This window comes from Aeromonas sp. R7-2 (assembly GCF_040908105.1).
In the GTDB taxonomy this organism is placed as follows: Bacteria; Pseudomonadota; Gammaproteobacteria; order Enterobacterales; family Aeromonadaceae; genus Aeromonas; species Aeromonas caviae.
This window is the reverse complement of sequence record NZ_JBFODC010000036.1, coordinates 66694-80505: the sequence shown is the minus strand read 5'-3', so window position 1 is coordinate 80505 and position 13812 is coordinate 66694. Positions and strand designations below refer to the sequence as shown.

The following is a 13812-nucleotide window of genomic DNA, read 5'->3' as shown; positions in this document are numbered from 1 at the left end:
ATTATTTCACATCCTTGAGCTTGGGTTTGGGTTGGATATATTCGCGGGCCACGTCGACCACGGCGATGTCTTTGAGGAATTCACGGCCCAGCAGCACGGGGAAGGTCATGTCGCTGCGGTCCTTCAGGGTAAATTCGGCCTTCTCGGTCATGTCGCCGATGCGCACGGCGAGGCGAACCACGGGGCGACGGTCGAGATCGTCGGCGGAAGCCTGACGGACCCGCACGTGACGCACCAGGGGTGCTTCAATCTGGATCTTGTCGTCCATCTCCTGGTGGCTCAGGAAGAAGCGCACCCAGTTCTTGCCGTTGCGCTCGAAGATGGTGATCTCCTGGGCGCTGATGGAGGAGGTGGTGGCGCCGGTGTCGACCCGGGCCTGGAAGGCGTCGTTGGCGGCGTCAACCCAGATCCACTCCGCTTCACCCACCAGCAGCTTGCCATCGACGGTGTGGCCCTGGCTCGGCGCCGGGCACTTCTCGGTGGGAATGGGCATGGCCTTGGGCGGCTCGGGAGGCAGGGTAGCCAGCTTGCTGTCGACTTTCTTCACGGACTCTTTCATGTTGGTGACATCGGTGTTGAGCTGAACCAGCAGGTGCTGTTGCTGCACATACTGCTTCTGTTGCTGTTCCATGGATGTTTGCAGACGTTGCTCGCTCAACGAGATCTCGTTGCGCAGCTCGGCCAGCGTCAGGGTCGGGGCCGGGGGGGCTTTTTCCATACTGACACACCCGCCGAGACTGAGCAGGGAGAGCAGGGTCATTCCTTTTAATTTGCTTTTCATGTCATTCATTTAACTGTGCTTCCTGGAATTGGGTCAGTGTAACTTCCACAGCCGCCATCGGCTAGTCTTTGGCCTTTCTGGCGATCAGTACGGCACGTTTGGGTGCCGGGTATCCTTCGACCGTGAGTGCAGGATTGTGTGGATCCAGATAGTCACTCAGGGACTCGTTAATCATCCAGTCGGTACGACGCTGTTCGTCGGTGCTGGTCATATTCTCGTCGACGATGCGCACATCGGTGAACCCGCAGCGCTCGACCCAGCGTGTGAGGGCCGCGCTCGAGGGGAGGAACCAGACGTTGCGCATCTTGCCGTAGCGATCGGAGGGCATCAGCACCTGGTTTTCGTCGCCGTCCACCACCAGGGTCTCGAGCACCAGCTCCCCATCGTCTTTGAGCTGGTTGCGCAACTGCTCGATGTGCTCGATGGGGGACTTGCGATGATAGAGCACCCCCATGGAGAAGACGGTGTCAAAGGCCCGCAGCGCCGGCAGCTCCTGGATACCGAGCGGCAGCAGGTGGGCGCGCTGGTCGTTGTCCATGAAGTGGCGAATGGCTTCGAACTGGCAGAGGAACAGCGGGCTCGGGTCGATGCCGACCGCCAGTTTCGCCCCTTCCCCCACCATGCGCCAGAGGTGGTAGCCGCTGCCGCAGCCCACGTCCAGCACGTAGCGGCCCTGGAGCGGGCTGATGTGGGGCAGCACCCGATCCCACTTCCAGTCGGAGCGCCACTCGGTGTCGATGTGGATGCCGTGCACATGGAAGGGGCCCTTGCGCCAGGGCATGAGCTGGCGCAACAGGCTCTCGGTCTTCTTGCGCTCACCCTCTCCCAGGCTATCGGAGCCGCCGATGGCGACCCGCTCTTTGAGCTCGATCCGGCCGGGGGCCACGACGGGCAGCTTGGCGAGGGCGCGGTTCCAGCGCGGCAGATCCCCGTGCAGGTTGTCGTGCTGCCAGGCGTGCAGCTGGGCGGGCAGGGTGTGCAGCCAGTGGCTCAACCGGTTCTTGGCGATCAGTTGATAAAAATGGGCGAAATCGATCATGGCTTAGTTGGTGTCGCTGGCTTGATGGCAATCATGGAGCCGAAGTTGAAGCACTGGAACCAGAGGTCCAGGTGGGTGAAGCCGGCGTCCCGCAGGCGCGCCTGATGGACCGCCAGGGTGTCGGTGCGCATCACGTTCTCAAGGGCGGTGCGCTTCTGGCTGATTTCCAGCTCGCTGTAGCCGTTGGCCCGCTTGAAGTCGAGGTGCAAGTCGATGAGCAGCTCGTTGACCTGCTCGTCATCGAAGCGGAACTTCTCGCTCAGGATGAGGATGCCGCCGGGGCGCAGGCCGTCAAAGATGCGCGCGATGAGGGCGGCCCGCTTCTCGGGGGCGACGAACTGCAGGGTGAAGTTGAGCACCACCACGGAGGCGTTCTCGATGGGGATGTCGCAGATGTCCGCCTCCACCAGATCCACCGGCACCTCGGACTTGAAGCCCGAGAGGTGGGCGCGGGCCCGCTCGATCATGGGGTGGGAGAGATCCACCGCCGTGATCTGGCAACCGGGCTGGGTGACGTGGCGGCGCATGGCCTGGGTCGCGGCGCCGAGGGAGCAGCCGAGATCGTAGAGGCGGCTCTGGGGCTGGGCGTAGCGGGCGGCCATCATGCCGATGGCGGAGATGATGTTGCTGTAACCGGGCACCGAGCGCTGGATCATGTCGGGGAAGACGTCGACGACCTGCTCGTCAAAGCAGAAGTCTCCCAGACGGGCAATGGGGGCGGCAAAAATCTGATCGTGCATGCTGACGCAACCTGACAGCCGGTGTGGTGGGCGGCTGTTTTATTCAATTGAATCTTGGGTGGACGGACATCGAAATGGCGTCGTCACCGGTTGACGAACGGGGTGGCTTGCTCCGGGATCCTTCGGGCTGCCCCTGTTCGCAACGGGCCATGGTCCGGGCCCTCAGGGTGCCGGGCTGGGGTGGGCAACGCATTGCCATGCACCCAGGCCCGGGACCTTACTTGGGGCGCTAGTGTAGAGGAAAGGCGGGCGTTTGTCTTGACGCCAACCCCGGTGGGACCACAAAAAAAGCGGCTTTTTTTGGGGATAGAGAAGGGGCGGGGAGGGGGCCGCTCAAAAGGGCAGCACCCCCTGGCGGGCGCGATCGTTTTCTCCCGGCCAGGGGGCCATCTCCTGGCCGAGCAGGCGGCTGATCTGCCGTGCGAGTTCGGGGGCCCGGGCATTGTCGGCGGTGTGAACAAAGAGGTAGAGATCCTTGCCCTCCTGAAGCCATTGTTTCCAATGTGGCAACCATGGTGGCAAAAATGGGTGATTGTCCTCGATTTGAGGCAAACCAATCAGGCGCACCACCGGGGCACCCCCCGTGGCCAGCAGATGGACCGGCAACCTGGGTTTCTTGCCCTGGGCATCGATCATGGCGGCCGTGGTGGCGGGCACCGAGAAGAGCGGGCGGCTGTCGAGCATGATGCGATTGATGCCCCGCGCCATCAGCATCCGGTTGAGGGCCCGTTCCGCCTCCCCCTTGGCGAAGAAATCGGGGTGGCGCACCTCGAGGGCATAGGTGAAATCCTGGGGCAGCCGCGCGAAGAAGGCATCCAGACGGGCCAGCCCCTCTGGCCCGAAGCGGGCGGGCAGTTGCAGCTTGAGCAGCCCCAGCTTGTCATGCAGGGGGGCCAGCAGGCGGATGAAGGCCGTCACCTGTTTGTCCGCGCTCACCAGATCGCTCTGGTGGCTGATCTCCTTGGGAAACTTGAAGCTGAAGCGAAAGTGGTCGGGGACCGCATCGGCCCAGCGCTGCACCGTCTCCGGGGTCGGCGAGGCGTAGAAGGTGGTGTTGCCCTCCACGGAGTTGAACACCCGGGCATAGTCGGCGAGGTGCTCGGCGGGCCTGGCATTCATCCCAAGCAACTGGCCGGGCCAGGCCGGGTGTGACCACTGGGGCAGGCCCAAATAGAGGCTCATGATGGTTCCTGTCGGCAGGTTGGCGCACTTTTGCCCTCCTTTTTGCGCCAGAACAACAAAAAACAGGGTAAAGGGGGCTGCGGGCCATTTTACCCAAATGGAGGTTTTCCTCTATAATGCCAACCCTTTTGTTTGCCACATTGTCGTAATGCGCGCGACCGAGCCCCTGGGTGACGATGATCGCGGCCCGGCAGTGGCCAGACAACGACGCCAGCCGATACCCCGGCGCCCACTCGTCATCCCGGTCGGGAGCGGGGGCATGCCTGGGGCGGCGGCAAGAATCCGGCTCGGGGAGCCGGATGACCCGAGACAGATTTCAAACCGGGCAAGAAGCAGGATCTGGCCAGCTGTGAGACAGACGGTGCTTGCCAGTCGTGCCCGGCGACCCAGGATGAACCGTCTCTCTACCATTTCGAAGGAAGAAGTCCATGCGCTCTATCTATTGCGGACAGGTCAATGAGGCCCATGCCGGGCAGACCATTACATTGTGCGGTTGGGTCCATCGTCGTCGTGATCTCGGCGGCCTCATCTTTATCGACATGCGCGACCGCGAGGGCATCGTGCAGGTGTTCTTCGATCCGGACAAGCCGGACGCCTTTGCCCTGGCCTCCGAGCTGCGCGGCGAGTTCTGCATCCAGGTGACCGGCGTGGTGCGTACCCGCCCCGACTCCCAGCGCAACAGCGACATGGCCACCGGTGCCATCGAGGTGTTCGCCCACGAGCTCACCATCATCAACCGTGCCGAGCCGCTGCCCCTTGACTTCAACCAGGTCAACAGCGAAGAGGTGAGCCTCAAGTACCGCTACCTGGACCTGCGTCGTCCCGAGATGGCCAAGTACCTGAAGACCCGTGCGAAGGCCAGTGCCTTCGTGCGCCGCTTCATGGACGAGCACGGCTTCCTCGACATCGAGACCCCGATGCTGACCAAGGCGACCCCGGAAGGGGCCCGTGATTACCTGGTGCCGAGCCGCGTGCACAAGGGCAAGTTCTACGCCCTACCGCAGTCCCCCCAGCTGTTCAAGCAGTTGCTGATGATGTCCGGCTTCGACCGCTACTACCAGATCGTCAAGTGCTTCCGCGACGAAGACCTGCGTGCCGACCGCCAGCCGGAATTCACCCAGATCGACGTGGAGACCTCCTTCATGACCGCGCCCCAGGTGCGTGAAATCATGGAAGAGATGATCCGCAAGCTCTGGCTGCACATCCTGAACGTGGACCTGGGCGACTTCCCCATCATGACCTTCGACGAAGCCATGCGCCGCTTCGGCTCCGACAAGCCGGACCTGCGTTTGCCGATGGAGCTGGTGGACGTGGCAGATCTCTTGACCGAGGTGGAGTTCGCCGTGTTCGCCGGTCCTGCCAAGGATCCGAAAGGCCGCGTGGCGGCCCTGAAGGTACCGGGCGGCGCGGAGCTGTCTCGCAAGCAGATCGACGAGTACACCAAGTTCGTCGGCATCTACGGTGCCAAGGGCCTGGCCTGGATGAAGGTCAACGAAGCCGCCAACGGCCTCGAAGGGGTGCAGTCCCCAGTGGCCAAGTTCCTCTCTGACGCCATCGTGCGCGAGATCCTGGCCCGCACCGGCGCGATGGATGGCGACATCATCTTCTTCGGCGCCGACTCCAAGAAAGTGGTGTGCGATGCCATGGGCGCCCTGCGCCTGAAGGTGGGCCGCGATCTGGGCCTGGTGGAGAACGTCTGGAAGCCGCTCTGGGTCATCGACTTCCCCATGTTCGAAGAAGATGGCGAAGGCGGCCTGGCGGCCATGCACCACCCCTTCACCGCCCCGAGCAACCTGGGCCCGGCCGAGCTGAAAGCGAACCCGGTGGGCGCTTACGCCAACGCCTACGACATGGTGATCAACGGTTACGAAGTGGGTGGCGGCTCTGTGCGTATCCACAACAGCGAGATGCAGTCCACCGTGTTCGACATCCTGGGGATCACCCCGGACGAGCAGCGCCTGAAGTTCGGCTTCCTGCTGGATGCCCTGAAATACGGCACCCCGCCCCACGCCGGCCTGGCCTTCGGTCTGGATCGCCTGAGCATGCTGCTGACCGGCACCGACAACATCCGGGATGTCATCGCCTTCCCGAAAACCACGGCGGCCGCCTGTCTGATGACAGACGCCCCGAGCTTTGCCAACCCGGCCCAACTGGGCGAGCTGGCGATTGCGACCACCGTCAAGGGTGACGAATAAGCCGTTATCGGCAACAAAGGCCGCAGCGATGCGGCCTTTCCCGTTTCCCTCTGGGCGCAACCAGTGTTACTGAAATTTCCAACTATAACGGAGAGTCCCTATGGCAGGTCACAGTAAATGGGCCAACATCAAACACCGCAAGGCGGCGCAAGACGCCAAGCGCGGCAAGATCTTCACCAAGCTGATCCGCGAAATCACCACCTCCGCGCGTCTGGGTGATGCCGATCCTGCCAACAACCCCCGCCTGCGTGCGGCGGTGGCGGCAGCCCTGACCAGCAACATGACCCGCGACACCATCAACCGCGCGATCGCCCGTGGGGCCGGCGGCGGTGACGGCGAGCAGCTCGAGACCATCGTGTACGAAGGGTACGGCCCGGCCGGTTCCGCCGTCATGGTGGAGTGCCTGACCGACAACCGCAACCGTACCGTGGCCGAAGTGCGTCACGCCTTCAGCAAGTGCGGCGGCAACCTGGGGACCGACGGCTCCGTGGCCTATCTGTTCACCAAGAAGGGGGTGCTGACCTTCGTGGGCGCCGATGAAGACGCCCTGATGGACGCCGCGCTGGACGCCGGTGCCGACGACGTGGTGACCGAAGAAGATGGCACCATCGAGGTCTACACCACCCCGAACGACTTCGGCACCGTGCTGGACGGTCTGGAAGCTGCCGGCTTCAAGCCCGAGAGCGCCGAAGTGACCATGATCCCCTCCACCGAGGCGGAACTGGATGCCGAGACCGCGCCCAAGCTGATGCGCCTCATCGACATGCTGGAAGATCTGGACGATGTGCAGGAGGTGTACCACAACGGCTCCATCTCCGACGAGATCGCCGCGACCCTGTAATTGCCTCTCGGGAGCGCTGTGATCCCCCAGGGCAAGGGGAGGGCGACCACAACGGTCCTCTTCCCTGGCTCCGACGAGATCGCCGCGACCCTGTGATCCCCCAGGGCAAGGGGAGGGCGACCACAAGGGTCCTCTTCCCCGGCTCCGACGAGATTGCCGCGACCCTGTTCAGGTTCGCGAACACACAGGTGCGACACCTTGTTTACCTTCGCAAAAACGGCAGCCCGGGCTGCCGTTTTTTATGTGCCAGACCGCGCACCTCCCCTTGTGGTTCGATTTCCTCTCTTAATGTTCGCTTAAGTTTGCCGTCCTAGGATGACCCCGTATCTGGACCTCCCTGGCTCTTGTCCTGTTTTTCAGGGCCGAGTGCCGGGATGGTCACCACGAAGCCTGCTGGCAGGTTGTTAGTTCCACTGGTTTGTCGGAGTCTCTCTATGCGTCTCACTCTGGGAGTGATGAAGGTCAATCTGTTGCTGGTGCTGCTGTTTGCACTGGTCTTCAACTGGCCCATTTTCCTGCACTTTTATCGCATTCTCAGCGCCCTTGAACACGTCAAGGCGGGGTTTGTCCTCTCCATTCCCCTGGTACTGGTGGCGGCCCTCAACGCGGTGTTCCTGCCCTTTACCTTCCGTTATCTGCTCAAGCCCTTTTTCGCCTTGCTCATCCTGACCGGCTCCCTGGTCAGCTACGCCATGCTCAAGTACGGGGTGATCTTCGACATGGGCATGATGCAGAACATCATCGAAACCAACAGCGGGGAGGCGGGCTCCTACCTCAACGGCTCCGTGGTGCTCTGGTTCCTGCTGACCGGCCTGCTGCCGGTGCTGGTCCTGCTGTGGGTGAAGATTGAGTATCCCCGTCCCTGGTACAAGGGGCTGGGTCTGCGCCTCGGTTCCATCGCCCTCTCCTTGCTGTTTCTGATGGGGGCTGCCGCCCTCTATTACCAGGATTACGCCTCGGTCGGGCGCAACCACAAGTCCCTCGGCAAGGAGATAGTGCCCGCCAACTATGTGCACGGGCTCTACAAGTACGCCAGGGATGTGGTCTTCGCCACTCCCATTCCCTACCAGCAGATCGGCACCGATGCCAGGGTGATCGGCCAGCATGAGAAGCCGACCCTGATGTTCCTGGTGGTGGGGGAAACGGCCCGCAGCCAGAACTACTCCCTCAACGGCTACAAGAAGGAGACCAACGGCTTCACCGAGAAGGAGGCCAATGTCGTCTCGTTCAGGAACGTGCGCTCCTGCGGCACCGCCACAGCGCTCTCCGTGCCATGCATGTTCTCGAACATGACCCGGCGCGGCTATGACGAGGCCAGGGCCCAGTCCCAGGACGGCTTGCTGGACGTGCTGCAACATGCCGGGATCTCGGTGCTCTGGAAGGAAAACGACGGCGGCTGCAAGGGGGTGTGCAAAAACGTCCCCACCATCGAGATTGAGCCCAAGGCATTCCCCGCATACTGCTCCGGTAATGCCTGTCATGACGAGGTGCTGTTGCAGGGGCTGGATCAGCAGATCGCCGACATGCAGGGCAAGCAGGGCAGCAAGCTGGTGGCCTTCCACCTGATGGGCAGCCACGGTCCGACCTACTATCGCCGCTACCCGGCCGCCGATCGCGTCTTCCTGCCGGACTGCCCGCGCAGCGACATCGAGAACTGCAGTAACGAAGAGCTGGTGAACACCTATGACAACACCATCCGCTACACCGACAAGGTGCTGGCCCAGCTCATCGACAAGCTCAAGAGCCTGGAGAGCCAGTACAACGTGGGGCTGGTCTATCTGTCGGATCACGGCGAATCCCTCGGCGCCATGGGGCTCTATCTGCACGGCACCCCCTACAAGTTCGCACCGGACGATCAGACCCGGGTGCCGCTCCTGACCTGGTTCTCTCCCCAGTTGCAGGCAGACCGTCAGCTCAATCTGGATTGCCTGCAACAGGAGGCAGCCAGCAAGCGCTTCTCCCACGACAACCTGTTTCACTCCATGCTCGGTATCATGGACGTGCAGACCCAGGTCTATGACGGCAAGCTGGATCTGTTCAAACCGTGCCGGGCGGGGTGAACCGGCGAAAACAGACCATAAAAAAACGGCAGCCACTGGCTGCCGTTTTCGTATCCGAAGGGGTAGGCCTTACTTCTGCTCCATGATGATCTGCAGCAGATCCCCTTCCAGCAGGGAGCGCTTGACCAGGGCGAAGCCGCCGATGGTGGGCTGGTTCTGAAAGCGCGCCTTCACGATGGGCAGGCCGCGATGGAAACTTGGCAGAGACTGGTGCTCGACACAGCGGCGGATGGCCGGGATCAGGATCTCTTCGGCGGCGGTGATTTCACCGGCGATGAGCACCTTCTGGGGGTTGAACAGGTTGACCGTGATGGCGATGGCGCGCCCCAGGTGCTCCCCCACGTTCTCGATCACGCTGCGGGCCAGCTCGTCACCGGCCACCGCCGCCTTGCACACCTCCTGGATGGTGATGTGCTTCTCTTGCAGCGAACTCAGGTGACCGCGGCTGATGAGCTCCTTCACCTTGTCGACGATGGCCTCGTTGGAGGCGATGGTCTCGAGGCAGCCGAAGTTGCCGCAGTGGCAGCGCTTGCCAAGGGGTTCGACCTGGATGTGGCCTATTTCGCCGACGTTGCGGTTCTGGCCGAGAAACACCTTGCCCTTGGTGATGATGCCCGAGCCCGTCCCCTGGTGGACACTCACCAGGATGGAGTCCATGCAGTCGCGGGACTCGCCGAAGAAGTGTTCGGCCAGCGCCAGCGAACGGGTGTCGTTGCCCACGTAGCAGGGGAGGTTGAAGTGGTGCTCCAGGAGCTTGGCGAGCCCCAGGTTGCGGATCTGGTAGGTGGGGGTGTAGATGACCATGCCGGATTCCGGGTTGACCAGACCCGGCATGGTCAGCGCGATGCTGATGAGGTTGCGGCTGCGATCCTGATTGGCGTCGATGAAGGCGCCAATCTCCCGCAGCAGCATGTCCACCACCGGTTGCTGCTCGATCTCGGTCACCTGGGTGATGTGCTGATCGAGCTCCTTGCCGTCGAGGTCATACAGGGAGAGCTGCAGGTAGCCGCGACCCAGCTTGGCGGACACAAACTGGAAGCGATGCTTGATGGTGGTCAGGGAGATGGCGCGGCGCCCGCCAGTGGAGGCTTGCGGCGAGGTTTCCCTGATGAGACCGTGCTCGATCAGTTGCCGGGTTATCTTGGTCACGCTGGCCGGGGCCAGCTGACTCAACTCGGCAATTTTGACCCGCGAGATGGGCCCCTGCAGGTCAATGAGGCGATAGACGACCGCACTGTTTACCTGCTTGATAAGATCTACGTTTGCTATTTGTCCGCCAGTCATAGTGTCACTGTGTTGTGTAGTGTCCGTTAACCACGGTCCCGCAGACCGCGAAGGCCTGATCAAAGACGGTGAGGTTGGCAATTTTTCCGACCTGGATACTACCGAGACGCGAGTCCCATCCAATGGCGCGAGCGGGGTAAAGGGTGGCCATTCTCAGTGCTTCGTCGAGCGGCAATCCGACCTGTTTGACCAGATTTTCCACCCCTTCGATCATGGTGAGGGCGGAGCCGCCGAGTGTACCATTCTCATCGACGCACTGACCATCGCGGAAATAGACGGTTGCACCGCAAAAATCAAATTTCTCAAAGCCTTCCGGTGCGCCTGCCGCCGCGGTGGCATCGGTGACCAGCACCAGCCGCTCCCCCAGCATCCTGTGCGCCAGGCGCACGTTGGCCCAGTGTACGTGGTGGCCGTCGACGATGATGCCCGCATAGACATCCTTGCGATCGTAGATGGCACCGACCACGCCGGGCTCGCGACCGTTCAGGGTCGGGGTCATGGCGTTGTAGAGGTGGGTGGCAAAGCGCATGCCGTTGTCAAAGCCCGCCATGGCCTGGTCGTAGTTGGCGGCGGTGTGGCCGGCGGAGACCAGGATGCCGGCCTCCACCAGACGGCGGATGTGCTCGGGCTTGTTGCGCTCCGGCGCCAGGGTGATCTTGGCGATGGCGTCCGCGTTGTCGCAGAAGAAGTCGATCATCTCGTCGGCGGGCTGGCGGATCTGTTCGGCCGGGTGGATCCCCTTGCGCTTGAGGTTGGTGTAGGGCCCTTCCAGATGGACGCCAAGCACCTCGTTGGGGTGGGCGGCCATGTAGTCGCGGGTGACGGCGACGGCCTGCTTCATGTCCGCATCCGGGCTGGTGATCAGGGTCGGCAGGAAGCTGGTGGTCCCGGATTTCAGGTTGGCCGCCTGCATGGTGGCCAGGGTGTCCGTGGTGATGTGACCGTTGAACATGACGCCACCGCAGCCGTTGAGCTGGACGTCGATGAAGCCGGCGCTGAGGTTGGCGCCCTGGAGGTCAATCTGCTCGATGCCGGCGGGCAGTTCTGCCTGGCGGTAGATGGCGACAATCTTGTCGCCATCGATGACCACGCCATAACCGGTCAGCACGCAGCTGCCGGTGTAGAGAGTGCAATTAGTCAGAGCGTACATGGGAGCTCCTCAGAGGTGCTTGATATTGTCGGCTTCCAGTTGCTGGAAGTAGCGCACCGTCTTGACCTTCAACTCCATGGTGGAAGGTTCGTCGCACACCACAATCCCTTTCGGATGCAGTTGCAGGGTGGAGATGGTCCACATGTGGTTGACGCAGCCCTCCACGGTGGCCTGCAGGGCCTGGGCCTTGGCGTGACCGACCACCAGGATCAGGATCTCTTCGGCGTCCATCAGGGTGCCGACACCCACGGTCAGGGCCAGCTTGGGCACCTGCTCCATGTCGCCGCCAAAGAAGCGGGAGTTGGCGATGCGGGTGTCTTCGGTCAGGGTCTTGACCCGGGTACGGGAAGCCAGGGAAGAGGCCGGTTCGTTGAAGGCGATGTGGCCGTCATTGCCGACGCCGCCCATGAACAGGTGGATCTTGCCGTAGGACTTGATCTTGTCTTCGTAGCGCTGGCACTCGGCCACCAGATCCTCGGCGTTGCCATTGAGGATGTTGATGTTTTCCGGGCGAATGTCCACGTGATTGAAGAAGTTGTTGTGCATGAAGCTGTGGTAGCTCTCCGGGTGTTCCTTGGGCAGCCCCACGTACTCGTCCATGTTGAAGGTGACCACGTTCTGGAAGCTCACCTCGCCGGCTTTATGCAGCTCAATCAGGCGCTTGTAGGTGTTGAGCGGGGTGCCGCCAGTGGGCAGACCCAGCACGAAGGGGCGCTCGGCAGTGGGTTTGAACGCATTGATGCGGTCAACGATGTAACGGGCAGACCAGAGACCCACCTGGCTGGCAGACTTCAACGGGATCAGGCGCATTCTATATACCTCAGTACGGTTGCCGCACAGGGAGTGACGGCAAGGGACCAGACACGGATTCAAGTTGTTTTATAGCGTAAATAAAGATTGCGAACTAAGCCACATCTATCGGCTACCTTTATCTCTGTTGAGTGATAATGATCACGAAAGCTGGTTTATTAATTTGCGCAGCGAAATAAAACACATAGACTGCCAATCAAGCCTTGATGGCTTATGCGTCGAACGTGATAAGCACTTAATTTCTAGAAAAACACCAACTAAGGAGAGGAACCGTGAACATTCTCGGTTATTTGCAAAAGATCGGCCGTGCCCTGATGGTGCCGGTAGCGGTATTGCCTGCCGCCGCGATCCTGATGGGGATTGGCTACTGGATTGACCCGAACGGTTGGGGTGGCGGAAGCCCTCTGGCTGCGTTTCTGATCAAGGCGGGCGCCGCCATCATCGACAGTATGCCCATTCTGTTCGCCGTCGGCGTCGCTTACGGCATGTCCAAGGATAAAGACGGTTCCGCCGCGCTGGCCGGTCTGGTCGGCTTCCTGGTGGTCACCACCCTGCTGAGCCCGGGCGCCGTGGCCCAGATCAAGGGTATCCCGGCCGACCAGGTGCCGGCAGCCTTTGCCAAGATCAGCAACCAGTTCGTCGGCATCCTGTGTGGTGTCATCGCCGCCGAGCTCTACAACCGCTTCAGCAGCGTGGAGCTGCACAAGGCGCTGGCTTTCTTCTCCGGTCGTCGTCTGGTGCCGATCGTGACCTCCGTGGTGATGATCGTCGTCTCCTTCATCCTGATGGCCGTCTGGCCGGTCATCTACGGTGGCCTGGTGAGCTTCGGTGAATCCATCGTCAGCATGGGCTCCACCGGTGCCGGCATCTATGCCTTCTTCAACCGTCTGCTGATCCCGGTTGGTCTGCACCACGCCCTGAACTCCGTGTTCTGGTTCGACGTGGCCGGCATCAACGACATCCCGAACTTCCTGGGTGGCCAATCCTCCATCGACGCCGGCAAGGCTGTCGTGGGCGTGACCGGCATGTATCAGGCCGGCTTCTTCCCCATCATGATGTTCGGTCTGCCGGGTGCCGCACTGGCCATCTACCACAGCGCGAAGAAAGAGAACAAAGAGAAGGTTGCGTCCATCATGATCGCTGCCGCCTTTGCCGCCTTCTTCACCGGGGTGACCGAGCCGCTCGAGTTCTCCTTCATGTTCGTGGCGCCGGTACTGTACGTCATCCACGCCCTGCTGACCGGTATCTCCGTGTTCATCGCAGCCTCCATGCACTGGATCGCCGGTTTCGGCTTCAGCGCCGGTCTGGTGGATATGGTGCTCTCCAGCCGCAACCCGCTGGCGACCCAGTGGTACATGCTGCTGGTACAGGGTCTGGTCTTCTTCGGCCTCTACTACGTGGTCTTCCGCGCCGTGATCGCCAAGTTCAACCTGAAAACCCCGGGTCGTGAAGATGACGAAGCCGTGCCGGTACAGGCTCAAACCACCGACCGCACCGAGCTGGCCAAGCAGTATCTGGAAGTGCTGGGTGGTCAGGAGAACCTGGTGACCATCGATGCCTGCATCACCCGTCTGCGTCTGACCCTGAAAGACCGCAGCATCGTTGACGAGCGCAAGCTCAAAGCCCTGGGCGCGGCCGGTGTGGTCAAGCTCGGTGAGCAGAACCTGCAGGTGATTCTGGGCCCATTGGCCGAGATCATCGCCGGTGAGATGAAAGCCCTGCGTTAATCG

11 protein-coding genes are annotated in these 13812 nt (G+C 61.8%); 4 read left to right on the top strand and 7 right to left on the bottom strand.

The features are described 5' to 3' along the window. Nucleotide 1 precedes the first annotated feature (1 nt). The 4 genes from AB5Y47_RS15680 to AB5Y47_RS15665 all read right to left on the bottom strand — a co-directional run bounded on the left by AB5Y47_RS15680 (nt 2) and on the right by AB5Y47_RS15665 (nt 3742). A complete protein-coding gene (locus tag AB5Y47_RS15680; RefSeq protein WP_010674089.1) occupies nt 2-760 on the bottom strand; it encodes an ATP-dependent zinc protease in 759 nt (252 codons plus the stop codon). 82 nt (nt 761-842) lie between these two features. Beyond that, on the bottom strand, nt 843-1820 hold the full coding sequence (gene cmoB / locus AB5Y47_RS15675; RefSeq protein WP_042017353.1) for a tRNA 5-methoxyuridine(34)/uridine 5-oxyacetic acid(34) synthase CmoB: 978 nt from the start codon (nt 1818-1820) through the stop codon (nt 843-845). Continuing rightward, a complete protein-coding gene (gene cmoA / locus AB5Y47_RS15670) occupies nt 1817-2560 on the bottom strand; it encodes a carboxy-S-adenosyl-L-methionine synthase CmoA (RefSeq protein ID WP_043155209.1) in 744 nt (247 codons plus the stop codon). Before cmoA ends, cmoB begins: the two co-directional genes overlap by 4 nt. A gap of 333 nt (nt 2561-2893) precedes the next feature. Continuing rightward, nucleotides 2894-3742, bottom strand: coding sequence for a DUF72 domain-containing protein (locus AB5Y47_RS15665; protein WP_010674092.1), 849 nt, complete (start codon nt 3740-3742; stop codon nt 2894-2896). Nucleotides 3743-4170: 428 nt separating this feature from the next. Between AB5Y47_RS15665 and aspS the strand changes: the two genes are divergently transcribed. The 3 genes from aspS (at nt 4171) to AB5Y47_RS15650 (ending at nt 8838) form a co-directional block, all read left to right on the top strand. After that, complete coding sequence (gene aspS / locus AB5Y47_RS15660) at nt 4171-5937, top strand: aspartate--tRNA ligase (RefSeq protein WP_043155207.1); 1767 nt, start codon at nt 4171-4173, stop codon at nt 5935-5937. Nucleotides 5938-6037: 100 nt separating this feature from the next. Then, nucleotides 6038-6778, top strand: coding sequence for a YebC/PmpR family DNA-binding transcriptional regulator (locus AB5Y47_RS15655; protein ID WP_043155205.1), 741 nt, complete (start codon nt 6038-6040; stop codon nt 6776-6778). Nucleotides 6779-7212: 434 nt separating this feature from the next. Further along, a complete protein-coding gene (locus AB5Y47_RS15650; RefSeq protein ID WP_043155202.1) occupies nt 7213-8838 on the top strand; it encodes a phosphoethanolamine transferase in 1626 nt (541 codons plus the stop codon). Nucleotides 8839-8907: 69 nt separating this feature from the next. Here AB5Y47_RS15650 and AB5Y47_RS15645 read toward each other — a convergent pair whose 3' ends face one another. From AB5Y47_RS15645 to nagB, 3 genes are read right to left on the bottom strand one after another with little or no spacing between them, the layout of a single operon-like run. Continuing rightward, nucleotides 8908-10122: an ROK family protein gene (locus tag AB5Y47_RS15645; protein ID WP_010674096.1), complete on the bottom strand. Its 1215-nt coding sequence runs from the start codon at nt 10120-10122 to the stop codon at nt 8908-8910. 4 nt (nt 10123-10126) lie between these two features. Further along, nucleotides 10127-11272: an N-acetylglucosamine-6-phosphate deacetylase gene (gene nagA / locus AB5Y47_RS15640; RefSeq protein WP_043155200.1), complete on the bottom strand. Its 1146-nt coding sequence runs from the start codon at nt 11270-11272 to the stop codon at nt 10127-10129. A 9-nt stretch (nt 11273-11281) separates the two neighbouring features. Further along, a complete protein-coding gene (nagB, locus tag AB5Y47_RS15635) occupies nt 11282-12082 on the bottom strand; it encodes a glucosamine-6-phosphate deaminase (RefSeq protein WP_043155198.1) in 801 nt (266 codons plus the stop codon). A 272-nt stretch (nt 12083-12354) separates the two neighbouring features. Between nagB and nagE the strand changes: the two genes are divergently transcribed. Further along, the gene (gene nagE / locus AB5Y47_RS15630; protein WP_039039841.1) at nt 12355-13809 is read left to right on the top strand and encodes an N-acetylglucosamine-specific PTS transporter subunit IIBC; all 1455 of its coding nucleotides are present in this window, start codon (nt 12355-12357) and stop codon (nt 13807-13809) included. The last annotated feature ends 3 nt before the right edge of the window (nt 13810-13812 follow it).

What these genes read in the sequence shown, in the direction of transcription:
- AB5Y47_RS15680 (WP_010674089.1), bottom strand. Translation starts at nt 760, where the DNA reads ATGACCCTGCTCTCCCTGCTCAGTCTCGGCGGGTGTGTCAGTATGGAA.
- cmoB (WP_042017353.1), bottom strand. Translation starts at nt 1,820, where the DNA reads ATGATCGATTTCGCCCATTTTTATCAACTGATCGCCAAGAACCGGTTG.
- cmoA (WP_043155209.1), bottom strand. Translation starts at nt 2,560, where the DNA reads ATGCACGATCAGATTTTTGCCGCCCCCATTGCCCGTCTGGGAGACTTC.
- AB5Y47_RS15665 (WP_010674092.1), bottom strand. Translation starts at nt 3,742, where the DNA reads ATGAGCCTCTATTTGGGCCTGCCCCAGTGGTCACACCCGGCCTGGCCC.
- aspS (WP_043155207.1), top strand. Translation starts at nt 4,171, where the DNA reads ATGCGCTCTATCTATTGCGGACAGGTCAATGAGGCCCATGCCGGGCAG.
- AB5Y47_RS15655 (WP_043155205.1), top strand. Translation starts at nt 6,038, where the DNA reads ATGGCAGGTCACAGTAAATGGGCCAACATCAAACACCGCAAGGCGGCG.
- AB5Y47_RS15650 (WP_043155202.1), top strand. Translation starts at nt 7,213, where the DNA reads ATGCGTCTCACTCTGGGAGTGATGAAGGTCAATCTGTTGCTGGTGCTG.
- AB5Y47_RS15645 (WP_010674096.1), bottom strand. Translation starts at nt 10,122, where the DNA reads ATGACTGGCGGACAAATAGCAAACGTAGATCTTATCAAGCAGGTAAAC.
- nagA (WP_043155200.1), bottom strand. Translation starts at nt 11,272, where the DNA reads ATGTACGCTCTGACTAATTGCACTCTCTACACCGGCAGCTGCGTGCTG.
- nagB (WP_043155198.1), bottom strand. Translation starts at nt 12,082, where the DNA reads ATGCGCCTGATCCCGTTGAAGTCTGCCAGCCAGGTGGGTCTCTGGTCT.